The organism is Salmonella sp. SAL4457 (genome assembly GCF_046548235.1).
Lineage (GTDB): Bacteria > Pseudomonadota > Gammaproteobacteria > Enterobacterales > Enterobacteriaceae > Salmonella > Salmonella enterica.
Map to the genome: position 1 here is coordinate 38,348 of NZ_JBGDZO010000012.1, position 23,134 is coordinate 61,481.

Sequence of the window (23,134 nt, forward strand, 5' to 3'; positions counted from 1 at the left end):
AAAAGAGTGAAATGAGTATGGTTGAAACTGCCCCGAGTAAGATTCAGGTTCGTGATTTGAACTTCTACTACGGCAAATTCCATGCCCTGAAGAACATTAATCTGGATATCGCGAAGAATCAGGTAACGGCATTTATCGGGCCATCCGGCTGCGGTAAATCAACGCTACTGCGTACCTTCAATAAAATGTATTCGCTTTATCCGGAGCAGCGCGCGGAAGGTGAAATTCTGCTGGATGGCGACAATATTCTCACCAACACCCAGGATATCGCGCTGCTGCGCGCAAAAGTGGGGATGGTATTCCAGAAGCCGACGCCGTTCCCGATGTCCATCTATGACAATATCGCCTTTGGCGTGCGTCTGTTTGAGAAGCTGTCTCGCGCCGATATGGACGAGCGCGTGCAGTGGGCGTTGACCAAAGCCGCATTATGGAACGAAACCAAAGATAAATTGCACCAGAGCGGGTACTCTCTCTCCGGTGGTCAGCAGCAGCGTCTGTGCATTGCGCGCGGTATCGCCATTCGCCCGGAAGTGCTGCTGCTGGATGAGCCATGTTCAGCTCTGGACCCGATCTCTACCGGGCGTATTGAAGAGCTGATCACCGAGCTGAAACAGGATTACACCGTGGTGATCGTGACCCACAACATGCAGCAGGCGGCACGTTGCTCCGATCATACGGCGTTTATGTACCTGGGCGAGTTGATTGAGTTCAGCAACACGGACGATCTGTTCACCAAGCCCGCGAAGAAACAAACAGAAGACTATATCACCGGTCGTTACGGTTAATTCAGGAGTGCGTAATGGACAGTCTGAACCTTAATAAACATATTTCCGGCCAGTTCAACGCCGAACTGGAAAGCATCCGCACTCAGGTAATGACCATGGGCGGCATGGTGGAGCAGCAGCTTTCTGACGCTATCACCGCCATGCACAACCAGGACAGCGAGCTGGCGAAGCGCGTGGTAGAAGGCGATCATCAGGTTAATATGATGGAAGTCGCCATCGATGAAGCCTGCGTGCGTATTATCGCCAAGCGCCAGCCGACGGCGAGCGATCTGCGTCTGGTGATGGCGATTATCAAAACCATCGCCGAACTGGAGCGCATTGGCGACGTGGCGGATAAAATCTGCCGTACCGCGCTGGAGAAATTCTCCCAGCAGCATCAGCCGCTGCTGGTGAGTCTGGAGTCACTGGGCCGCCACACCGTGCAGATGCTACACGACGTGCTGGATGCGTTCGCGCGCATGGATCTCGACGAAGCGGTGCGTATCTACCGTGAAGACAAGAAAGTTGACCAGGAGTACGAAGGTATCGTGCGTCAGCTGATGACCTACATGATGGAAGACTCGCGCACCATTCCCAGCGTGCTGACCGCGTTATTCTGCGCTCGTTCTATCGAGCGTATCGGTGACCGTTGCCAGAATATCTGTGAATACATCTTCTACTTCGTGAAGGGGCAAGACTTCCGTCACGTCGGCGGCGATGAGCTGGATAAGCTGCTGGCGGGGAAAGATCCGAAAGAGTAAATCTCATTCTTTTGCCCGGTGGCGCTGCGCTTACCGGGCCTACAGGTACAGATACTGTAGGCCGGATAAGCGTTAGCGCCATCCGGCATTTCAGTTAACGCGTAATCTCCCACCCGCGCGCTTTCCACAATCCCGGCAACTGCGCCAAATCGGTAAACGTCGTCACGTTAGGGTGATCGATCGGTTTGTTATGCGGATCGGCGCAGAAATAAAATACTTCCATTCCCGCCGCAATTCCTGACTGCGCGCCTGCGCTGGAATCATCCACCAGAATACACTTCTCAACATTGACCTTCATGGCGTTCGCCGCATGGAGCATCAGCGCCGGATCGGGCTTCCAGCGTTGAATATCGTAACCGCTAAACAGCAAATCGGGAAAATGATGCAACATGCCCAGTTTACCCAGCGAATGCTGCATCTTACTGACCGGCCCGTTGGATACCACGCACATGGGCGTCTTAATGCTCTCCAGCAGGGTATTTGCGCCCGCGATCGCTTCCAGTTCGGTATCGAACAGGCGCGCCACTTCCGCGCGGTACACCGGCTCCAGCTCCGCCTTTGCCAGCGCAACGCCATGCTCTTTACTGATGGTATCGATAATTTCGTAGAGCTTTACGCCTTTAAAGCGTCTGAATACTTCCGTGAGCTCAAGCGTAATGCCGAACTGCCGGAACATAGTGACATAGGCGCGCGAGCAAATTACTTCACTGTCGACCAGCGTGCCGTCACAGTCAAAAAACACCGCTTCGATTTGGGACATGTCATTTCCATTTTAACAAGTTTAACGTTTACGTAATGCTGAATGAGGGGACGCAATCGTTGCCGTACTAACAAATTGAGTGAAAAAAATTACCACACAACTGCGCCAGGTGTCGCATTTTGGTATAGGATAACGGCGAATTTTCCCTCCTTTCTCCGGAAATTGATAATGAGTCAACAACACACCACCCAGACTTCTGGTCAGGGTATGCTGGAACGCGTGTTTAAACTGCGCGAACATGGCACGACGGCACGAACCGAAGTGATCGCCGGTTTTACCACTTTCCTGACGATGGTTTATATCGTTTTTGTTAACCCGCAAATTCTGGGCGTAGCTGGCATGGACACCAGCGCCGTCTTTGTGACCACCTGTCTGATTGCGGCCTTTGGCAGTATTCTGATGGGCCTGTTCGCTAACTTGCCGGTGGCGCTGGCGCCCGCGATGGGGCTGAATGCGTTCTTTGCCTTCGTGGTTGTGCAGGCAATGGGACTGCCGTGGCAGGTAGGCATGGGCGCCATTTTCTGGGGCGCTGTTGGTCTTTTATTGCTGACTATCTTCCGCGTGCGTTACTGGATGATCGCCAACATTCCGGTCAGCCTGCGCGTGGGCATCACCAGCGGCATCGGCCTGTTTATCGGCATGATGGGGCTGAAAAACGCCGGCGTGATCGTCGCTAACCCGGAAACGCTGGTCAGCATCGGCAACCTGACCTCGCACAGCGTGCTGCTGGGGGTTCTCGGATTCTTTATTATTGCGATTCTCGCTTCGCGCAACATTCATGCGGCGGTGCTGGTGTCCATCATCGTCACGACGCTGCTTGGCTGGATGATGGGTGATGTACACTACAACGGCATTGTCTCCGCGCCACCAAGCGTCACCAGCGTGGTAGGGCATGTCGATTTGGCAGGCTCGTTCAATCTTGGCCTGGCGGGGGTTATTTTCTCCTTCATGCTGGTAAACCTGTTTGACTCCTCCGGTACGCTGATTGGCGTGACTGATAAAGCCGGCCTGGCGGATGAGAAAGGCAAATTCCCGCGCATGAAGCAGGCGCTGTTTGTTGATAGTATCTCTTCTGTCACTGGCGCATTTGTCGGAACGTCTTCTGTGACCGCTTATATTGAGTCCTCTTCCGGCGTTTCGGTGGGCGGTCGCACCGGTTTAACGGCGGTGGTGGTCGGTATTTTGTTCCTGCTGGTTATCTTCCTGTCGCCGCTGGCGGGCATGGTGCCGCCTTACGCGGCGGCGGGCGCGCTGATTTACGTCGGCGTGCTGATGACCTCCAGCCTGGCGCGGGTAAACTGGCAGGATTTAACCGAATCGGTCCCGGCGTTTATTACGGCGGTAATGATGCCGTTTAGCTTCTCGATCACCGAAGGTATCGCGCTGGGCTTTATCTCTTACTGCGTGATGAAAATTGGTACCGGTCGCCTGCGCGACCTTAGCCCGTGCGTAGTGATTGTCGCGCTGTTATTCGTGCTGAAGATTGTGTTTATTGACGCACACTGATGAAATGAACCCTCGCCCCATCGGGGGGAGGGTTTTTAACGAACTTACGCTTTAACGCGCTGAATATACTCGCCAAATGCGGTCAACTGACCAGTCAAATGATCTAACGTTCCCTGATCCACCACTTCTCCAGTCTGCGGATCGACTTTATTCTGAATCACGCCGCCCATAAACTCCGGTTTATTCATCACCATCGCATCAAGGAACACCAGAATCTGACGCAGATGATACTGGCAGCGCGCGCCGCCAATCGCCCCCATTGAGCTGGTCTGGATAAGAACGGGCTTACCCGCCAGCGGCTGCTCAGGCAGACGGGATAGCCAGTCGATGGCATTCTTCAGGCCGCCGGGAACGGAATAGTTATATTCCGGCGTCACAATGACGACGCCGTCGGCGTTGCGAATCTGCTCCGCCAGCGCCTCTACGCTGGCTGGAAATCCCTCGTCCTGCTGGATATCGGCGTCATACAGCGGAATATCCCCGATCGAAGGCAGCGGCGATACCGTCATTCCTGCCGGCGCGACTTTAGGCAGCGTACGCGCCACCATCCCGTTAAAGGAACCTTTGCGTAAACTTCCCAGCAGTGTAACCACATTCAGCGTTTCAGACATACGTGCCCCTTTTTTCATTATGAACGATTAAGCGTATACGATTTGGCGGCGGGGAGTTGGGCGAATCGCATCAGACGACCGGTTGGCTCATTGGCGCGCGTCTGGATATCGGGCAGGCTTTTCCAGCCCAGTTTGCCATCGAACTCCCACACTTTTAATTTTTCTATCGCTGGCGTAACGGTTACGGACCATACCAGTACATCTTCCGCATCGCATACGGCTTCAAGCTGCGTGACATGCGCGCACTTCAGGCGTCCGGCAACGGGTAAAAGTTGCAGCTCCCGCGGATCGTCATTCATGACATCGCCGGTGAGTTTTAACACGCTCTGGCGCAATGTAATGAGTTGCGCTCGCGCTTCGTTGGGATCGTTTTGATTGGCTACCCATAAGTTTTCATTACGGGAGAAAGGGTGGCGTTCGAGCGAATGCGGATGGTGAAAGCCGCGGGAGGTGCGCTGTAATTCCATATCCAGCCCGCACTCTCCTTCGGTGGTCAACGCCACGCCAACCATATTTCCGGCGTAGGAGATAGAAAAGCCTGGCAGATTTTTGTCACGAAACGCGGGTTTACCTTTCGCCTGAATAATGATTTCCGGCAGCTCGCTAATTCCGTACAGCATAAACATCAGTTCGGCAAGAAGGCCTCTGGAGGCAAGAAAACGCGTTCGTCGGTGAGCAGGCAGGTTTCTGGCTTCAATATGGCAAGACGAAGAGAGACGAATTGAAACCAACTGTCCCTCCGTAAGTATCCCTCTGGCAAAGTGAGTCGCCATTTTTCGCTCCGTGATTAATGGGCCGTGATAATGACGAGAGTAACATTAACGTAAATTATGGACAGGTTTTACGCGCTAAAAATTCAATTTCAGAAGGTTCTTTAATCAGACGGTGACATTTCTGGTAAGAGTAAGGTTAATTTATCAACACAGGTGGTCAGATAAGGCGACGGCAGAGCGTGTTGATAGCCTGTCGTAGCCACACAATCTTGGGATTATGACTATTACGTTTGTGCCATAATAGGGTAAACGGCACCATCAGCTTTTCCTGCTGTTGCGCATCAAAAGGCAGGGGGCGCGCCACTAGCGGTAGCTGGTGGAGCTGATTGTAGTGCTGGCAATAGCGCGGCGCGGTTGCTATCAGGGTGTGATCCGGCTGGGCGGCCATAAAGAGCGACTGCTCGAACCCCGGCAGGCTCAACGCGATATGGCGTTTGCGTCCCATTTCTTGCAGGACATCATCCAGCGCCCAGGTATCGCTTTGCTCCCAGCAAATACTGATATGCGGGTAGCGCAGAAAAGTGTCCAGATCCCACGTTTCGCGCAGCGCCGGATGATCTTCCCGCAGCCAGACCCACGGTAAATCGCTAAATAACACCTCAAAATCAATCGCGAGCGGCAACAGACTGAGCAATTCTCGCGAGCGGGGATGGCTTTCGCGTCCGGTAAATCCGATATCGACTTCCCCGCGCGTAATCGCCTCCAGCGAGTCATAATCCCAGTTGCGAACCTTAATGGTAGCCTGCGGATAGCGCTGATAAATCTGCTGCGACAGTGAATTAAACATAATCATCATCAGCGGCGACTCTGCCGCCAACTCAAATTTTAAACCGCGTGGCGTTTGATGATGCGGCTTATCAAGCAGTTGGTTCCCCATCTGCATCCAGTCCGCCAGACTTTGCTCCATACTGACCATCAGCGGCGTCGGCGCCATGCCCAGCGGCGTATTGACGAACAGCGGATCGTCAAACCATGCCCGGAGTTTCGCCAGCGATTTGCTGACCGCAGAGGGCGTTACGTTCATCCGTTTTGCAGCTTTAGTGACGCTGCGCTCCTGCATGAGTAACTGTAGGCATAACAGCAGATTAAGATCGAGACTGGTAAGGGATTTCTTCATGCTCGGCTACGGACCTGTTGGGCGTGACGGAGAAGATCAGCAGAATACTCACTATGCTACAACCAATCAGAATCCCGATCAGCATATTCATCGCGCTGATACCGAGTATTGCCGCCAGCCAAATCCACAGTGATGAACCGCAAACCTGCGCGATACCCAGCGTGGAACTGGCCACTCCGGCGCGCAGCGAAAACGGCCCCAGCGCCTGGCTCATCGCGACGCCAAAACCAACCGAGAATTCGGCGCAGATAAGCGTCAGGCCAAAGAGCGTGACGGTATTGGTATAAGCAAGGCTTAACGTCATGCCAGCCGTCAAAAACAGCCCCTGTGAGACGAGCATTAAGGTTCGCGGCTTAAATAACCCAAGCGCAAAAGGGGTAGAAAAAGAGACGACCATGCTGACGCCTGCGGTGAGCGCCATGGTAATGGCATAGTCGCCACGGCTAAATCCCATCACCTCCATCAGCAGCACTGGAGAGGCATTGACGAAGGTCAGGATCACCGACACGCTAAGGGTGGTGATCGCCAGTCGACTAACGAAAAAACGGTTAACCAGCGACTCGGCGGCGGGCGACGATCGTGATAAATCGCGTGGAGCCAGCCTTACCGGGCGCGTCTCGCGCAGGATAAACAGTGATAACAGGCCCACAATAATGCCCATCGCGGACATCGTATAGAACAGACTTTGCCAGGGGAAACGAAGCATAATCAAATGCCCCACCACCGGGGCGAGTACCGGCACAATACAGGTAATCCCATTCAATAATGACAGCACTTTCGCCCGGCGATGCTCGTCGAGCGTGTCGCGCAGAATGGCGAACGCCACCACATAGCAGCCGCCTGCACCTATTCCCTGAAGAAAACGCCCACTCAGAAATAGCGAGCCTTCCGACGCCCGTGAACAAAGCAGTGAGGCCATCATAAAGACGATCGCGCCGACGATCGCGACCGGTTTGCGGCCTGACTGATCGGCTATCTTCCCGGCAAACAGCATGGCCGTCGCCATTCCGGCCAGGTAAACGGAGAAGGCGATATGCAACTGCGACTCACTGGCGTTCAGATCGACGGCTATACGCGGTAAACCGACCAGATACATATCAATACCGGCAGGATAGAGTAAAACCAGGGCAAAACTACACAGTAGAAAACGTTTCATAGCGGCCTCACGAAAAGTGTGGCGCTAAGAATACGGGGCGACGTTGCGCGAGACGAGTTGCCATTTGGACAACAGTGATTTCCTCATGGGAAATTATTGCTGCCGGATGGCGGCATAAACGCCTTATCCGGCTTACGGGTTTTGTAGGCCCGGTAAGCATCGTGCCACCGGGCAACACAACGTTATTTACCAATACAGAAGCTGGAGAAAATCCGTCCCAGCAGGTCGTCGGAGGTAAACTCGCCGGTAATCTCGCTTAAACTTTGCTGCGCCAGGCGCAACTCTTCCGCCAGCAGTTCCCCTGCCCATGCGCCTAATAGCTGCGCTTTGCCCTGCTCAAGGTGTTCAGCGGCTTCCGCCAGCGCCTGTAGGTGACGGCGACGGGCCAGGAAGCCGCCTTCCATATTGGTATCAAACCCCATGCTTTGCTTGAGGTGGTTACGCAACACGTCGACGCCTTCGCCGGTACGCGCCGAGAGGCGAACCAGTGAGTGACCATTTACTTCACTAATACCCAGCGTTTCGCCGGTGATATCCGCCTTGTTACGTACCACGGTAATCGGTAGATTTTTGGGCAGACGGGCGATAAAGTCCGGCCAGATGTCGGCAGGGTCAACGGCGTCCGTTGTGGTGCCATCCACCATAAACAGCACGCGGTCGGCCTGTTCAATCTCCTGCCAGGCGCGTTCGATGCCGATACGCTCAACTTCGTCGCTGGCGTCGCGCAGTCCGGCGGTATCGATGATATGCAGCGGCATCCCGTCGATGTGAATATGCTCGCGCAACACGTCGCGCGTGGTGCCGGCGATATCGGTAACAATGGCCGCTTCACGGCCTGCCAGCGCATTCAGCAGGCTGGATTTCCCGGCATTCGGGCGTCCGGCAATCACTACCTTCATCCCTTCGCGCAGCAGGCTGCCCTGGCGCGCTTCGGTGCGCACGGCGTCAAGATCGGCGATGACGCCATTGAGCTGCGCTTCAATTTTGCCGTCAGAGAGAAAGTCGATCTCCTCATCCGGAAAATCGATAGCCGCTTCGACGTAGATTCGCAGGTGAGTAAGTGCTTCCACAAGGTGGTTAACGCGGGCGGAAAATGCCCCCTGTAACGAGTTTAGCGCCGAACGCGCCGCCTGTTCGGAACTGGCATCGATCAGGTCGGCAATGGCTTCCGCCTGGGCTAAATCGAGCTTATCGTTGAGGAACGCTCGCTCGGAGAACTCGCCCGGTCGGGCAATGCGCACGCCTGGAAGCGTCAGGATACGTTTTAACAGCAGGTCCAGGATCACCGGACCGCCGTGCCCTTGTAGCTCCAGCACATCTTCACCGGTGAAGGAGTTCGGGCCGGGGAACCACAGCGCAATACCCTGATCCAGCGCGCTGCCGTCAACATCTTTAAACGGCAGGTAGTCGGCATAGCGCGGCTTCGGCAGCTTGCCCAGCACCTCTTGCGCAACGTCGCGCGCCTTCAGACCGGAAATACGCAGGATACCCACGCCACCGCGTCCCGGTGGGGTTGCCTGGGCGACGATAGTGTCGTTATGGCTCATGGTTAGTCTCAACTTTGTTGCAATAAAAAAAGGCGGTCATATGACCGCCTTTTGATTGTAGGCCTGATAAGCGTTAGCGCCATCAGGCTGACCGGCGCGCCTTGCCGGATGGCGGCTTCGCCTTATCCGGCCTACACCGAATCAGGATTTTTTCTTCTCGCGGCTATGCAGGCCACGCTTCTCCAGACCACGGTAAATCAGCTGCTGCTGAATGATGGTGACCAGGTTGCTGACGATATAATACAGCACCAGACCTGACGGGAACCACAGGAAGAACACCGTAAAGATGACCGGCATAAAGGTCATGATCTTCTGCTGCATCGGGTCGGTCACGGTGGTCGGCGACATCTTCTGAATGAAGAACATCGTTACGCCCATCAGGATCGGCAGAATGTAGTACGGGTCCTGTGCGGACAGGTCATGAATCCACAGCGCGAACGGCGCATGACGCAGTTCAATGGAACCCATCAGCATGTAGTACAACGCCAGGAAGATAGGCATCTGGATGATCAGCGGGAAGCAGCCGCCCAGCGGGTTAACCTTCTCCGCTTTGTACAGGGCCATCATCTCCTGGCTTTGGCGCTGTTTATCATCGCCAAGACGTTCGCGCATCGCCTGAATTTTCGGCTGCAGCATACGCATCTTCGCCATTGACGTGTACTGCGCTTTGGTCAGCGGGTACATGATACCGCGAACGATAAAGGTAATGATGATAATGGAGAAGCCCCAGTTGCCCACAAAGCTGTGGATCCACTTCAGCAACTTGAACAGCGGCTGAGAGATGAACCACAACCAACCGTAGTCCACGGTCAAATCCAGGTGCGGTGCAACAGCCGCCATTTTATCCTGAATTTCCGGGCCGACCCACAGGGTGCTGGTCATCGCGCCAGTCTGGCCTGGCTGTACCAGTACCGGCTGCGCTTTATAGCCGATAGCGACAATGCCGTTACCCAGATTGGCGGTGTAGAAATTGTTGGTGCCGTCGTTACGCGGAATCCATGCGGTAGCGAAATACTGCTGCAACATTGCCACCCAACCGCCTTTGGAGCTGACGTTGAGGTTTTCATTATCGGCAATAGTGTCGAATTTGTATTTCTCATACTTCTCATCCGGCGTGGAGTACGCTGCGCCGCGGAACGTATGCAGCGCAAAGTTGCTGCTGCCGGTGTCGCGATGAGGAGGCAGGTTGACGGATTGTTTTAACTGACCAAAGGTGGAGACTTCCAGCGGTTTTTCGCCGGTGTTCTGCACGCTATAGTTCACGTTAACCGCATAATCGCCACGCTTAAAGACAAACGTTTTGGTAAACGTGTTGCCTGCGGCGTCAGTATAAGTCATCGGAACCTGCAGTTCGTTCTGACCGTCGGCCAGTACAAACGCATCTTTCTCGACGTTGTACAGCGGACGCGGGCCGTTCGCCGGGTTATCCGGGCCGTCGCGGCCTGTCAGGCCGCTTTGCGCCTGATAGATAAACTGCGGGGTGGTTTCCAGCAGCTGGAACGGTTCGTTGGAACCCAGTTCTTTCGGGTAAGCCGGGAGCAAGGCCTGCTCGACATCACCACCACGGGTGTTGATAGTCAAATCAAGCACATCGGTTTTCACCGTAATCATTTTCCCCTGGCCACTGGCTGGTACGCCCTGGTCGGCGGCGCTACCCGCTGCGGTGGTCGTTGTCTGCGTGGTCTGTTGAGTCTGAGGTTGCGGATTTTTATCCTGCTCCCAGGCTTGCCAGATCATGAAAGACACGAACAGCAAAGCGATGACTAAAAGATTGCGTTGCGAATCCATCGTTAGTGTTCTCTGGTATCAAATGGTCCGGGCGGGACGGGATCGTCACCACCAGGGTGTAAAGGGTGGCATTTTAATACGCGTTTCACCGTCAACCAACTGCCTTTTATCACTCCAAACCTGCGCAATGCCTCAATTCCGTAGCTTGAGCACGTTGGCGTGAAACGACAATGCGGCCCAAGCAGCGGACTGATCAGGCGTTGATAGACCCGAATGAGGGCTATCAGGACCCGCGAGCCAGGCGACAGTGGCGGCGCCATAATTTTTCCAACGCTTCCGAGAGAGCACGGTTATCGAGGTCGGCAACCCCTTTTTTCGCCACCACCACGAAATCCATTGCAGGAAGTTCATGCTGGCGCAGACGGAAGCTTTCACGCGTCAGACGTTTAATCCGGTTGCGTTCATGCGCACGTCGAACATTTTTCTTGGCGACGGTAAGACCGATACGGGGATGCCCCAGCGAATTCAGGCGGCCGAGGATGGTGATTTGCGGCGTGCCAGCCCGTTGAGGTTGCTGGAAGACGAATGTGAAATGAGCGGGAGTTAACAAACGTAACTCCCTGGGAAATGCGAGCTTAACCACTCAGGGGTTAGCTTTATTACTTGGAAACGGTCAGACGAGCGCGGCCTTTAGCACGACGACGTGCCAGAACCTGACGACCATTTTTAGTAGCCATACGAGCACGGAAGCCGTGAGAACGGTTGCGCTTCAGTACAGACGGTTGAAAAGTGCGTTTCATGGCGATTTCTACCTAAACTTGAATAAATTCACTGACTTTTGCGTATACCCGAACAAACTTTGAACGACTTACGCCACAGTGTGGGTGATTAAAGAGGCCGGATTGTAATAATTGTACACTCCGGAGTCAATTCTCTTTCCTTATTTTCCCGCGATTTTCCACGCCTTTTTGTGCGGAAAATAAGCAGCGTTGACGCCATATGACGGGCATTGCGCGACGGGTGGAGAATTATACGGACTGCCAGGTAAAGCGCAAGGATCGCCCTGGATCTTTATGCGATCTTTTAGGCGTCTGCTCACCTTTACATATTAATTTTTTCAATATGCGCGCGAAAGCGTACAGGAGTTCCCCTGGATCGATTACACTTATCCTTTCTTGGAAAGCCCTGTGGATAAATCGGGAAGAATCTGTGAGAAACAGAAGATCTCTTGCTCAGTTTAGGCTATGATCCGCGGTCCTGATCGTTTCAAACGATCCTGGTCAGGCATGAACACGGAATCTTTCAGGCTGCGTGAAATCGCGATCGTTTGAAAGATCCGTGAAAACCGCAGACAGCGGTTCGTGCGTCACCCTTCATGCAGGGTCTTATCGACGTGCGCCAACAATCATTAATGTATCAGCCTTTGTCATTTATCGACTTTTGTTCGAGTGGAGTCCGCCGTGTCACTTTCGCTTTGGCAGCAGTGTCTTGCCCGATTGCAGGATGAGTTACCAGCCACAGAATTCAGTATGTGGATACGCCCGTTGCAGGCGGAACTGAGCGATAACACGCTGGCTTTGTATGCGCCAAACCGTTTTGTGCTCGATTGGGTAAGAGATAAGTACCTCAACAATATCAATGGATTACTCAACACATTCTGCGGCGCGGATGCCCCACAACTGCGTTTTGAAGTGGGAACAAAGCCCGTTACGCAAACGCTAAAAACGCCTGTGCATAACGTTGTCGCGCCTGCGCAGACAACGACGGCGCAGCCGCAGCGCGTAGCGCCTGCGGCCCGTTCTGGCTGGGATAACGTACCAGCGCCGGCGGAGCCGACCTACCGCTCCAACGTCAATGTAAAACATACATTTGATAACTTCGTCGAAGGTAAATCCAACCAACTGGCGCGCGCGGCGGCACGTCAGGTGGCGGATAATCCTGGCGGCGCTTATAACCCGTTATTCCTCTATGGCGGCACCGGTCTGGGTAAAACTCACCTGCTGCACGCGGTGGGTAACGGCATTATGGCGCGTAAACCCAACGCGAAAGTCGTGTATATGCACTCCGAGCGCTTTGTGCAGGACATGGTAAAAGCCCTGCAAAATAACGCCATCGAAGAGTTTAAACGCTACTACCGCTCCGTTGACGCATTGCTGATCGACGATATTCAATTCTTCGCCAATAAAGAACGATCCCAGGAAGAGTTTTTCCATACCTTTAACGCTCTGCTGGAAGGCAATCAGCAGATCATTTTGACGTCGGATCGCTATCCGAAAGAGATCAACGGCGTTGAGGATCGTCTCAAGTCCCGCTTTGGTTGGGGGCTAACAGTGGCGATCGAACCGCCAGAACTGGAAACCCGCGTGGCGATCCTGATGAAAAAAGCGGACGAAAATGATATTCGTCTGCCAGGCGAGGTCGCGTTCTTTATCGCCAAGCGTCTACGCTCTAACGTACGTGAACTGGAAGGCGCGCTGAACCGGGTGATCGCCAATGCCAACTTTACCGGCCGGGCGATTACTATCGACTTTGTGCGCGAAGCGCTGCGCGATTTACTGGCGTTGCAGGAAAAACTGGTCACCATCGACAATATTCAGAAGACGGTGGCCGAGTATTACAAAATCAAAATTGCGGATCTGCTTTCTAAGCGTCGATCTCGCTCGGTAGCACGTCCGCGCCAGATGGCTATGGCGCTGGCAAAAGAGCTCACCAACCACAGTCTGCCGGAAATCGGCGATGCGTTTGGCGGGCGCGACCACACTACCGTACTTCATGCCTGTCGTAAAATTGAGCAACTGCGTGAAGAAAGCCACGATATCAAAGAAGATTTTTCGAATTTAATCAGAACATTGTCGTCGTGATCCTATGAAATTTACCGTTGAACGTGAACATTTATTAAAACCGCTTCAGCAGGTCAGCGGCCCGCTGGGCGGTCGTCCTACGCTGCCGATTCTCGGTAACCTGCTCCTCCAGGTAGCGGACGGTACGCTTTCTCTGACCGGCACCGATCTTGAAATGGAGATGGTCGCGCGCGTTACGCTTTCTCAGCCGCATGAGCCGGGTGCTACTACCGTGCCGGCGCGGAAATTCTTTGATATCTGCCGCGGCCTGCCGGAGGGCGCGGAGATTGCCGTTCAGTTAGAAGGCGATCGGATGTTGGTGCGTTCTGGCCGTAGCCGCTTCTCGCTGTCTACGCTGCCTGCCGCCGATTTCCCGAATCTTGACGACTGGCAAAGCGAAGTTGAATTTACGCTGCCGCAGGCCACGATGAAGCGCCTGATTGAAGCGACCCAGTTTTCGATGGCCCATCAGGATGTGCGCTACTACTTAAACGGTATGCTGTTTGAAACGGAAGGCAGCGAACTGCGCACTGTTGCGACCGACGGCCACCGCCTGGCGGTGTGCTCAATGCCGCTGGAAGCGTCTTTACCCAGCCACTCGGTGATTGTGCCGCGTAAAGGCGTGATTGAACTGATGCGTATGCTCGACGGCGGCGAAAACCCGCTGCGCGTGCAGATCGGCAGTAATAATATCCGCGCGCACGTCGGCGACTTTATCTTTACCTCGAAGCTGGTGGATGGTCGCTTCCCGGATTACCGTCGCGTTCTGCCGAAGAATCCGGATAAGCATCTGGAAGCGGGCTGCGATATCCTCAAACAGGCGTTTGCCCGCGCGGCAATCCTCTCGAATGAGAAATTCCGCGGCGTGCGTCTGTACGTCAGTGAGAATCAGCTCAAAATCACCGCCAATAACCCGGAGCAGGAAGAAGCGGAAGAGATTCTGGACGTGAGCTACGGCGGGACGGAGATGGAAATCGGCTTTAACGTTAGCTATGTGCTGGACGTGCTCAATGCGCTGAAGTGCGAAACCGTGCGCATTATGCTGACGGATTCCGTATCCAGCGTACAGATTGAGGATGCGGCGTCACAGAGTGCTGCCTACGTTGTTATGCCAATGAGGCTGTAGAATCTGAAAAGGGGCTGGTTTACTTGCCATTTCGCCTCCCGGCAGTGCTCGAAATGCTCACGTACTTCGTGTACGCTCCGCTTTCTGCGCGCTGGCGGTAGACGAACTGGCTGCGACACACACGCCCCTGGACGAATGTACTAATATATGTCACTGACGCGCCTTTTAATCAAAGACTTCCGCAACATAGAAAATGCGGATCTCGCTTTATCCCCCGGCTTTAACTTCCTGGTTGGCGCCAACGGCAGCGGCAAAACCAGCGTGCTGGAAGCTATCTATACGCTTGGCCACGGTCGGGCGTTTCGCAGTTTGCAGCCTGGCCGCGTGATTCGTCATGAGCAGGAAGCGTTTGTTCTTCACGGGCGATTACAGGGCGAAGAGCGTGAGACGTCGATTGGCTTAACCAAAGATAAGCAGGGCGACAGCAAAGTCCGTATCGACGGTACCGACGGTCACAAGATCGCGGAGCTGGCGCATTTAATGCCGATGCAGTTGATTACGCCGGAGGGGTTTACTTTACTCAATGGCGGCCCCAAATACAGAAGAGCGTTCCTTGACTGGGGATGCTTTCACAACGAAGCCGGATTCTTCACCGCCTGGAGCAACCTGAAACGATTGCTGAAACAGCGTAATGCCGCGCTGCGCCAGGTGAGTCGTTATGAGCAATTGCGCCCGTGGGATAAAGAGCTGATTCCGCTGGCGGAACAAATTAGTACCTGGCGGGCGGAGTACAGTAGCGCTATCGCACAGGACATGGCGGATACCTGTCAGCAGTTTTTACCTGAATTTTCCCTGACGTTCTCTTTCCAGCGCGGCTGGGAGAAAGAGACAGACTATGCGGACGTGCTGGAGCGAAGCTTTGAGCGTGACCGTATGTTGACCTACACCGCGCACGGGCCGCATAAAGCGGACTTTCGCATTCGCGCTGACGGCGCACCGGTGGAAGATACCCTGTCGCGCGGTCAGCTAAAGTTGTTGATGTGCGCCTTACGTCTGGCGCAGGGCGAGTTCCTTACCCGCGAAAGCGGGCGGCGCTGCCTGTACCTGATAGATGATTTTGCCTCTGAACTTGACGATGCGCGTCGCGGACTGCTGGCCAGCCGCTTAAAAGCCACGCAATCGCAGGTCTTTGTCAGCGCAATTAGCGCTGAACACGTTATAGACATGTCGGATGAAAATTCGAAGATGTTTACCGTGGAAAAGGGTAAAATAACGGATTAACCCAAGATTAAATGAGCGAGAAACGTTGATGTCGAATTCTTATGACTCCTCCAGTATCAAAGTCCTGAAAGGGCTGGATGCGGTGCGTAAGCGCCCGGGTATGTATATCGGCGACACGGATGACGGCACCGGTCTGCACCACATGGTATTCGAGGTGGTAGATAACGCTATCGACGAAGCGCTCGCGGGTCACTGTAAAGATATCGTCGTGACTATTCACGCCGATAACTCCGTGTCCGTAACGGATGATGGCCGTGGCATTCCGACCGGTATTCACCCGGAAGAAGGCGTCTCGGCGGCGGAAGTGATCATGACCGTTCTGCACGCGGGCGGTAAATTTGACGATAACTCCTATAAAGTCTCCGGCGGTCTGCACGGCGTGGGCGTCTCGGTAGTCAACGCTCTGTCGCAAAAACTGGAACTGGTTATCCAGCGAGATGGCAAAATTCACCGTCAGATCTACGAGCACGGCGTGCCGCAGGCACCCCTGGCCGTCACTGGCGATACCGATAAAACCGGCACGATGGTACGTTTCTGGCCGAGCCACGAAACCTTCACCAACGTCACTGAATTTGAATATGAGATCCTGGCGAAACGCCTGCGTGAACTGTCATTCCTGAACTCTGGCGTTTCCATCCGCCTGCGCGACAAGCGCGATGGCAAAGAAGATCATTTCCACTACGAAGGCGGCATCAAAGCGTTTGTTGAATATCTCAACAAGAATAAAACGCCGATTCACCCGAATATCTTCTACTTCTCCACCGAAAAAGACGGTATCGGCGTGGAAGTAGCGCTGCAGTGGAACGATGGTTTCCAGGAAAATATCTACTGCTTTACCAACAACATTCCGCAGCGCGACGGCGGTACTCACCTGGCAGGCTTCCGTGCGGCGATGACCCGCACGCTGAACGCCTACATGGACAAAGAAGGCTACAGCAAAAAAGCCAAAGTCAGCGCCACCGGTGATGATGCCCGTGAAGGCCTGATTGCGGTGGTTTCCGTGAAGGTGCCGGACCCGAAATTCTCCTCGCAGACCAAAGACAAGCTGGTCTCTTCCGAGGTGAAATCGGCGGTGGAACAGCAGATGAACGAACTGCTGAGCGAATACCTGCTGGAAAACCCATCTGACGCGAAAATCGTCGTCGGCAAAATTATCGACGCCGCGCGTGCGCGTGAAGCGGCGCGTCGCGCCCGTGAAATGACCCGTCGTAAAGGCGCGCTGGATTTAGCCGGTCTGCCGGGCAAACTGGCGGACTGTCAGGAACGCGACCCGGCGCTGTCCGAACTGTACCTGGTGGAAGGGGACTCCGCGGGCGGCTCTGCGAAGCAGGGGCGTAACCGCAAGAACCAGGCGATTCTGCCGCTGAAGGGTAAAATCCTCAACGTCGAGAAAGCGCGCTTCGACAAGATGCTCTCCTCTCAGGAAGTGGCGACGCTGATTACCGCGCTGGGCTGCGGTATCGGTCGCGACGAGTACAACCCGGACAAGCTGCGCTATCACAGCATCATCATCATGACTGATGCGGACGTCGACGGCTCGCACATCCGTACGCTGCTGTTGACCTTCTTCTATCGTCAGATGCCGGAAATCGTTGAACGCGGCCACGTCTACATTGCCCAGCCGCCGCTGTACAAAGTCAAGAAAGGCAAGCAGGAACAGTACATTAAAGACGACGAAGCGATGGATCAGTACCAGATTTCCATCGCGCTTGATGGTGCGACTCTGCACGCGAACGCTCATGCGCCGGCGCTATCCGGCGAAGCGTTAGAAAAACTGGTCTCTGAATATAACGCCACGCAGAAAATGATTGGTCGTATGGAGCGTCGCTTCCCGAAAGCGCTGCTCAAAGAGCTGGTGTATCAGCCAACTCTGACCGAAGCCGATCTTTCTGATGAGCAGACTGTAACGCGCTGGGTGAATGCGCTGATTACCGAGCTGAACGAGAAAGAGCAGCACGGCAGTCAGTGGAAGTTCGATGTTCATACTAATACGGAACAGAATCTGTTCGAGCCGATCGTTCGCGTGCGTACGCATGGCGTGGATACCGATTATCCGTTGGATCACGAGTTTGTGACCGGCGCGGAATATCGTCGTATCTGCACGCTGGGCGAGAAGCTGCGTGGTCTGATTGAAGAGGACGCGTTCATCGAACGCGGCGAGCGTCGCCAGCCGGTAACCAGCTTCGAGCAGGCGCTGGAGTGGCTGGTGAAAGAATCACGTCGCGGTCTGGCTATCCAGCGTTATAAAGGTCTGGGTGAAATGAACCCGGATCAGCTGTGGGAAACCACCATGGACCCGGAAAGCCGCCGTATGCTGCGTGTGACCGTTAAAGATGCGATTGCTGCCGACCAGCTGTTCACTACGCTGATGGGCGATGCCGTTGAACCGCGTCGCGCATTTATCGAAGAGAACGCCCTGAAAGCGGCGAATATCGATATTTAACCTGCCTTAATCCCCGGCCTACCGCTGGTTGGCCGGGGCATCATGATGTTCATCGACATAGCTGAATAGAAAATCTTTAAAGCGCTGAGTGGCGGGCGTTTGCGCGCGCCACGCATGGTAATACACGTTCATATTGCGCCGCAGCGGAGGCGTGAGCGAACAGGTCGCTAATTGGTAGCTTTTGGCGTAATGGCGGGAAAAGGTTCCGGCGATCACCACGCCTTCACACTGCGCCGCCAGCGACATGGCGGTCGCCATATGTTCCACCGTCATTTTGGGCTTAATGCGCACGCCAGCGGTCGCGGAGATCATCGGAATGGATTCGTTGCCAACGGCGATCAGCTCTTCGCTCTGAATCTCTTCCCAGCGCACCGTTTTTTTATGCAGCCGATAGTCCGGATGGCAGTACAGGGCGATTTCCGTTGTGAACAGCGTTTGTTTGTCGATTTCCGGTTCCAGCGGCCGCTCCGGGCCGATACCAAAATCGGCTTCTCCCAACATAATGCTTTTTTGTAATTGCGACATGGGCTTATCAATAAGCTGTACGTGGGTATGCGGATGCTGCCGCTTAAAGGCATGGATGATTTGCGGCAGAAAAGCACAGGCGATCAGCGGCGCGCCAACAACCCGCACCAGGGATTTTTTGATCTCTTTCAGGTCGCGGGCATAATTTTCGGCCCGTTGAAACTCTTCAACAACCCGCATGGCGGCGGGTAAAAACTTTTCGCCGTCGGGCGATAGCTTCACCACGCGCGAAGTGCGGTCGAAAAGGGAAACCTCCATCTGGCTTTCCATTTCGTTGATTAAACCGCTAACAGCTCCCTGCGTGATGCACAGATATTTGCTGGCGGCGGTAAAACTACGCAAATCCGCGACGGCCAGAAACGCGCGAAATTGCCGGATAGTTAAATTCATTTGCCACCTGTGTTACCCCTTTACTGAGAGGATTTTATCTCAGGCTGGATAAGGTCGCGTTGATACGACTCGCAAATACAGGGGGTCTGCCTGCGGTGCAGGCAGACTGTTGGCTTATTTTACGGTAATGGTCGGCGACTTTTTCATGGTTTCTTCGGTCAGCTCCTGGCCGATGCCGGGAAGCTCCGGAACGTCGTACATGCCATTTTTCGGCAGGTAGTTGTACTTACAGGTTTGCGTATTCGGCTCCAGCAGCGCATACCGGTGCAGTTCGTGGATGACGAAGTTAGGGATTGCGGTTTCCATATGCAGCGCCACCGCCGTGGAAATCGGCCCGCCGCAAACGTGGATTTGCACCGTTTTGTCATAAACATGCGCCATATCGCAGATTTTCTTCACTTCGGTGATGCCGCCGCAGGTGCAAATATCTGGCTGGATCACGCTCAGGCTGCCGTTTTCCAGGAAAGGACGGTATCCCCAGCGCCAGTATATACGTTCGCCAGCCGCCAGCGGAATATTGACCTTATCGGCAACCTGCTTCATCTGCGCGGGGTTCAACGGCATGACCGGCTCTTCGTAGTAGAAGATGCCCAGTTCTTCGATCATGCGGCCAAACTGAATCGCCGAGGTGGTATCCGTAAAGGCATGCATTTCGGCGATGATATCCACATCCGGGCCGACTGCATCGCGAATGGCGGCCATACGGTCGTAGCCCAGACGCAGGATTTTATCGGTGAGAGGCCCGTTGAGGTTTTGCTGGTTCCAGTTGCCGTGGCGATCCATTGCGACGGTATCCACTTTTATCGCGTCATAGCCTTCGCTGACGGCGGTCAGCGCCGCCTGTGCATACTGCTCCGGCTCGGTCAGCATATCTTTATCGCTGCCGTCCCCCCAACCAAACTGTAACTGACTGGCGTAGGTTCTAATTTTCTCGCGGCTTTTGCCGCCAAGCATTTTATACAGCGGCACGCCCCACGCTTTGCCTTTGATATCCCACAGCGCGATATCGATGCCGCTCATCGCCGCGGAAAAAATGCCGCCGCCGCCCTGCCCCCAGAAGGTTTTTTTGAGCATTTTTTCCCAGATAGCTTCGTTATTCATCGGGTCCATGCCGATGATAATGGCGGCTAAATCTTTTGCCATGCCGATGCCTGCGGAGGCGCCGACGCCGTAGGCCAACCCGACTTCGCCAAAACCGGAAATGCCCTCGTCGGTATTAATTTTTACCACCACCGGACGCCATTTGCTGGTGGCGGACGCAAAATCATTAGCAACATCAATAATATCAATGCTGGTAATTTTCATCATTTACTCCTTGTGATTAATATTTTTTAATCGTTAAAACGAATGCAGATACCACGGCGATAGCGCTGATGAAAACCAGACATAATAAGCCGCCGGTATAAGTTCCTGTAATAGAGATAAATAAACCGATAAATACTGGTGATAATGATGACAGGCCGTTCGCGACGCCGTTCATTACGCCGCTGGCGGCGGAAATAGATTTCCCGGACACCATCCCTTGTAATAATGTCCACGCAACAGGCGTACCCATCGTGCAAAAAGCGACGGCGAAGGAGAGTAGTACCGCTGACATATATTTGTGTTCGGTTATTGTGCCGAAATAGATACTGATACCGGCGAAAAACATTAACACCATTAATATGGGGGCGCTGCGTCCTATTTTATCGACGAAGACGCCCGCGGCGGCTTTGGAAAATATCGACAAGACAAATGGCAGCGACGCCAGCCAGCCCATTTCTGCCCAGCTAAATCCTCTGGCTGATTTAAGATAGGTTGGCAGCCAGGTAATCATCCCCCAGTACAGGCATTGCAGACACAGGTACCACAGCACCAGCAACCAGTAGCAATAGTTGGTAATCACCGGTTTTACCCGCAACATAAAACTTTCGCTGCTGCCTGCGCTTTCCGTTTCCTGCCCGGCTTTGATATAAGCCAGTTCCTGCTCGCTGATACCTTTAAGTTGTTCTGGTTTATCAGCAACATATCGCCATAGCAGCCAGAGTGGAATTAACCCGAGAGCGGCGCACAAAAAGAAGTTGGAACGCCAGCCGTGGGTGCCTATCCACCAGGTGAAAAAAGGCATCGCAATGGCGGGCGCGACCGACTGGCCGACGATCCACGCTGCGTTTGCCCGGCCACGCTCCTGCTTCGGAAACCAGTTTTTAATAAATACGCTTTGCAGCGGATAATAAAAACCCTCTCCGATACCCAGTAATATGCGGCAAATAATAATTAATGCAAACGATGTCGCAACTCCGCCAATAATTAAGGCGATGGTCCAGATTAGGATACAAAGCATCATCGCTTTTCTGGGGCCGAGATAATCACCAAGCGGTGATAATACAACGTTAGCGATACCATAAGCGGCCAGAAAGACGGTCATCATCATGCCGATTTGCAATGGCATACCTTCAATACCCATATAGGCTAAGAAGGGTTCATTCGCGGCTAATACCGAAACATTAACGCGATCGAGATAAGCAATAAATATTCCAATAAACAGACAGGCAACGATTAAAAATCTTTTCCTGGTTGGGGGGGCGGTAAGGGCCATCGACATTAGCGATCTCCTTCTCATCGGATAAGGTTATTTTAAAATATAAGTTTTTGTTGATTTTTACTGATTAAGAACCAATCCCATTAGGCTCTAAGTGATGATGTCCAAAGTAGCAATACGCATTCTTTTAGAAAAACGGTATTTTCTGTTTGATTAATGAGGTTATCTAATACATCAGGAGGAGAGAATACGGCCTGAAAAGGGGAATCCCGTTTGTGAATCTTATCCCCCTTTCTCTCGGATTCTTTACTGTTTTTTGAGCGGAATCGCGTTAGCATGAGTCAGGACTCATTTAATGCGGGGATTTCATGGCTATCAAACTTATTGCTATCGACATGGATGGCACCCTTCTGCTGCCCGATCACACCATTTCTCCGGCGGTTAAAAACGCGATTGCCGCTGCGCGTGAAAAAGGGGTAAATGTGGTGCTGACCACAGGCCGTCCGTATGCGGGTGTGCACAGCTATCTGAAAGAACTTCACATGGAACAGCCCGGTGATTATTGCATCACCTATAACGGGGCGCTGGTGCAGAAAGCAGGGGACGGCAGTACGGTTGCGCAAACGGCGCTCAGCTATGATGACTACCGTTACCTGGAAAAACTGTCCCGTGAGGTGGGTTCTCACTTCCACGCATTAGACCGAAATACGCTTTATACCGCTAACCGCGATATCAGCTACTACACGGTGCATGAGTCGTATGTGGCGACCATTCCGTTGGTATTTTGTGAAGCGGAGAAGATGGACCCGAACACCCAGTTCCTGAAAGTTATGATGATCGATGAGCCTGCCGTTCTCGACCGGGCGATTGCGCGTATACCGGCAGAGGTGAAGGAAAAGTATACCGTGCTGAAAAGTGCGCCGTACTTCCTTGAAATCCTCGATAAACGGGTTAATAAAGGCACCGGCGTAAAATCACTGGCCGAGGCGCTGGGTATTAAGCCAGAGGAGGTGATGGCGATTGGCGATCAGGAAAACGACATTGCGATGATCGAATACGCCGGCATGGGCGTGGCAATGGACAACGCCATTCCGTCGGTCAAAGAGGTGGCTAACTTTGTGACTAAATCGAACCTTGAAGATGGTGTTGCCTGGGCGATTGAAAAATTTGTGCTGAACCCCGATCACTCATCCGGCCATTTTCCCGCCCGATAAGGCATAGTCGCCATCGGGCAAATACGCGCTTAACGACCCGCACTTGCTGCGGGTTTTTTTATATCTTTCGTTTACGTCTTATAACGTCCCCATAACCAATTGTCGTTTTTGTGATCTAAATTGTAGTACAA

The 23,134-nt window shown here is 53.6% G+C and carries 21 protein-coding genes; 8 read left to right on the plus strand and 13 right to left on the minus strand.

The window, feature by feature from the left end; translation table 11 throughout:
- Positions 1-11: 11 nt before the first annotated feature.
- Positions 12-785, plus strand: a complete 774-nt coding sequence (pstB, locus tag ACLJNW_RS22275; protein ID WP_000063118.1) for a phosphate ABC transporter ATP-binding protein PstB — start codon at positions 12-14, stop codon at positions 783-785.
- A 14-nt stretch (positions 786-799) separates the two neighbouring features.
- The gene (gene phoU, locus ACLJNW_RS22280; protein ID WP_000377800.1) at positions 800-1,525 is read left to right on the plus strand and encodes a phosphate signaling complex protein PhoU; all 726 of its coding nucleotides are present in this window, start codon (positions 800-802) and stop codon (positions 1,523-1,525) included.
- A 94-nt stretch (positions 1,526-1,619) separates the two neighbouring features.
- Here phoU and yieH read toward each other — a convergent pair whose 3' ends face one another.
- A complete protein-coding gene (gene yieH / locus ACLJNW_RS22285) occupies positions 1,620-2,285 on the minus strand; it encodes a 6-phosphogluconate phosphatase (protein ID WP_000078081.1) in 666 nt (221 codons plus the stop codon).
- A gap of 168 nt (positions 2,286-2,453) precedes the next feature.
- Between yieH and adeP the strand changes: the two genes are divergently transcribed.
- Positions 2,454-3,791, plus strand: coding sequence for an adenine permease AdeP (gene adeP / locus ACLJNW_RS22290; protein WP_023204426.1), 1,338 nt, complete (start codon positions 2,454-2,456; stop codon positions 3,789-3,791).
- 44 nt (positions 3,792-3,835) lie between these two features.
- Here adeP and ACLJNW_RS22295 read toward each other — a convergent pair whose 3' ends face one another.
- The 9 genes from ACLJNW_RS22295 to rpmH form a co-directional block, all read right to left on the minus strand.
- Entirely contained in the window at positions 3,836-4,420 is a 585-nt protein-coding gene (locus ACLJNW_RS22295) for an NADPH-dependent FMN reductase (RefSeq protein ID WP_001576451.1), read from the minus strand.
- Complete coding sequence (locus tag ACLJNW_RS22300) at positions 4,420-5,175, minus strand: 4'-phosphopantetheinyl transferase family protein (RefSeq protein ID WP_000190678.1); 756 nt, start codon at positions 5,173-5,175, stop codon at positions 4,420-4,422. The genes ACLJNW_RS22295 and ACLJNW_RS22300 overlap by 1 nt, the downstream gene beginning before the upstream one ends.
- 157 nt (positions 5,176-5,332) lie before the next feature.
- The gene (gene yidZ / locus ACLJNW_RS22305; RefSeq protein WP_024154520.1) at positions 5,333-6,292 is read right to left on the minus strand and encodes an HTH-type transcriptional regulator YidZ; all 960 of its coding nucleotides are present in this window, start codon (positions 6,290-6,292) and stop codon (positions 5,333-5,335) included.
- Complete coding sequence (locus tag ACLJNW_RS22310; RefSeq protein ID WP_024154519.1) at positions 6,261-7,448, minus strand: MFS transporter; 1,188 nt, start codon at positions 7,446-7,448, stop codon at positions 6,261-6,263. Before ACLJNW_RS22310 ends, yidZ begins: the two co-directional genes overlap by 32 nt.
- Positions 7,449-7,630: 182 nt before the next feature.
- Positions 7,631-8,995: a tRNA uridine-5-carboxymethylaminomethyl(34) synthesis GTPase MnmE gene (mnmE, locus tag ACLJNW_RS22315; RefSeq protein WP_000019081.1), complete on the minus strand. Its 1,365-nt coding sequence runs from the start codon at positions 8,993-8,995 to the stop codon at positions 7,631-7,633.
- Positions 8,996-9,136: 141 nt separating this feature from the next.
- Positions 9,137-10,783: a membrane protein insertase YidC gene (gene yidC, locus ACLJNW_RS22320; RefSeq protein WP_000378278.1), complete on the minus strand. Its 1,647-nt coding sequence runs from the start codon at positions 10,781-10,783 to the stop codon at positions 9,137-9,139.
- A 2-nt stretch (positions 10,784-10,785) separates the two neighbouring features.
- Positions 10,786-11,043: a membrane protein insertion efficiency factor YidD gene (gene yidD, locus ACLJNW_RS22325; protein WP_001307474.1), complete on the minus strand. Its 258-nt coding sequence runs from the start codon at positions 11,041-11,043 to the stop codon at positions 10,786-10,788.
- Positions 11,007-11,366 (minus strand): ribonuclease P protein component, encoded by a 360-nt coding sequence (gene rnpA, locus ACLJNW_RS22330; protein WP_000239725.1) that lies wholly within the window; start codon positions 11,364-11,366, stop codon positions 11,007-11,009. The genes yidD and rnpA overlap by 37 nt, the downstream gene beginning before the upstream one ends.
- Before the next feature lie 16 nt (positions 11,367-11,382).
- Positions 11,383-11,523: a 50S ribosomal protein L34 gene (gene rpmH / locus ACLJNW_RS22335; protein ID WP_000831330.1), complete on the minus strand. Its 141-nt coding sequence runs from the start codon at positions 11,521-11,523 to the stop codon at positions 11,383-11,385.
- Positions 11,524-12,183: 660 nt separating this feature from the next.
- Here rpmH and dnaA point away from each other — a divergent pair.
- From dnaA to gyrB, 4 genes are all read left to right on the plus strand, one after another.
- Entirely contained in the window at positions 12,184-13,584 is a 1,401-nt protein-coding gene (gene dnaA / locus ACLJNW_RS22340) for a chromosomal replication initiator protein DnaA (protein ID WP_000059093.1), read from the plus strand.
- A gap of 4 nt (positions 13,585-13,588) precedes the next feature.
- A complete protein-coding gene (gene dnaN / locus ACLJNW_RS22345) occupies positions 13,589-14,689 on the plus strand; it encodes a DNA polymerase III subunit beta (RefSeq protein ID WP_000673474.1) in 1,101 nt (366 codons plus the stop codon).
- A gap of 147 nt (positions 14,690-14,836) precedes the next feature.
- Complete coding sequence (recF, locus tag ACLJNW_RS22350) at positions 14,837-15,910, plus strand: DNA replication/repair protein RecF (RefSeq protein ID WP_000060081.1); 1,074 nt, start codon at positions 14,837-14,839, stop codon at positions 15,908-15,910.
- A gap of 28 nt (positions 15,911-15,938) precedes the next feature.
- Entirely contained in the window at positions 15,939-18,353 is a 2,415-nt protein-coding gene (gene gyrB / locus ACLJNW_RS22355) for a DNA topoisomerase (ATP-hydrolyzing) subunit B (protein ID WP_000072047.1), read from the plus strand.
- Positions 18,354-18,371: 18 nt separating this feature from the next.
- Here the strand turns inward: gyrB and ACLJNW_RS22360 are convergent, their stop codons facing one another.
- The 3 genes from ACLJNW_RS22360 to ACLJNW_RS22370 all read right to left on the minus strand — a co-directional run bounded on the left by ACLJNW_RS22360 (position 18,372) and on the right by ACLJNW_RS22370 (position 21,852).
- Entirely contained in the window at positions 18,372-19,268 is an 897-nt protein-coding gene (locus ACLJNW_RS22360; protein WP_001054592.1) for a LysR family transcriptional regulator, read from the minus strand.
- Between the two features lie 114 nt (positions 19,269-19,382).
- On the minus strand, positions 19,383-20,576 hold the full coding sequence (locus tag ACLJNW_RS22365) for a mandelate racemase/muconate lactonizing enzyme family protein (RefSeq protein WP_000975828.1): 1,194 nt from the start codon (positions 20,574-20,576) through the stop codon (positions 19,383-19,385).
- Positions 20,577-20,589: 13 nt separating this feature from the next.
- Complete coding sequence (locus tag ACLJNW_RS22370; RefSeq protein WP_023204430.1) at positions 20,590-21,852, minus strand: MFS transporter; 1,263 nt, start codon at positions 21,850-21,852, stop codon at positions 20,590-20,592.
- 305 nt (positions 21,853-22,157) lie between these two features.
- Between ACLJNW_RS22370 and yidA the strand changes: the two genes are divergently transcribed.
- Entirely contained in the window at positions 22,158-23,003 is an 846-nt protein-coding gene (yidA, locus tag ACLJNW_RS22375; protein WP_000985570.1) for a sugar-phosphatase, read from the plus strand.
- Positions 23,004-23,134 lie beyond the last annotated feature (131 nt).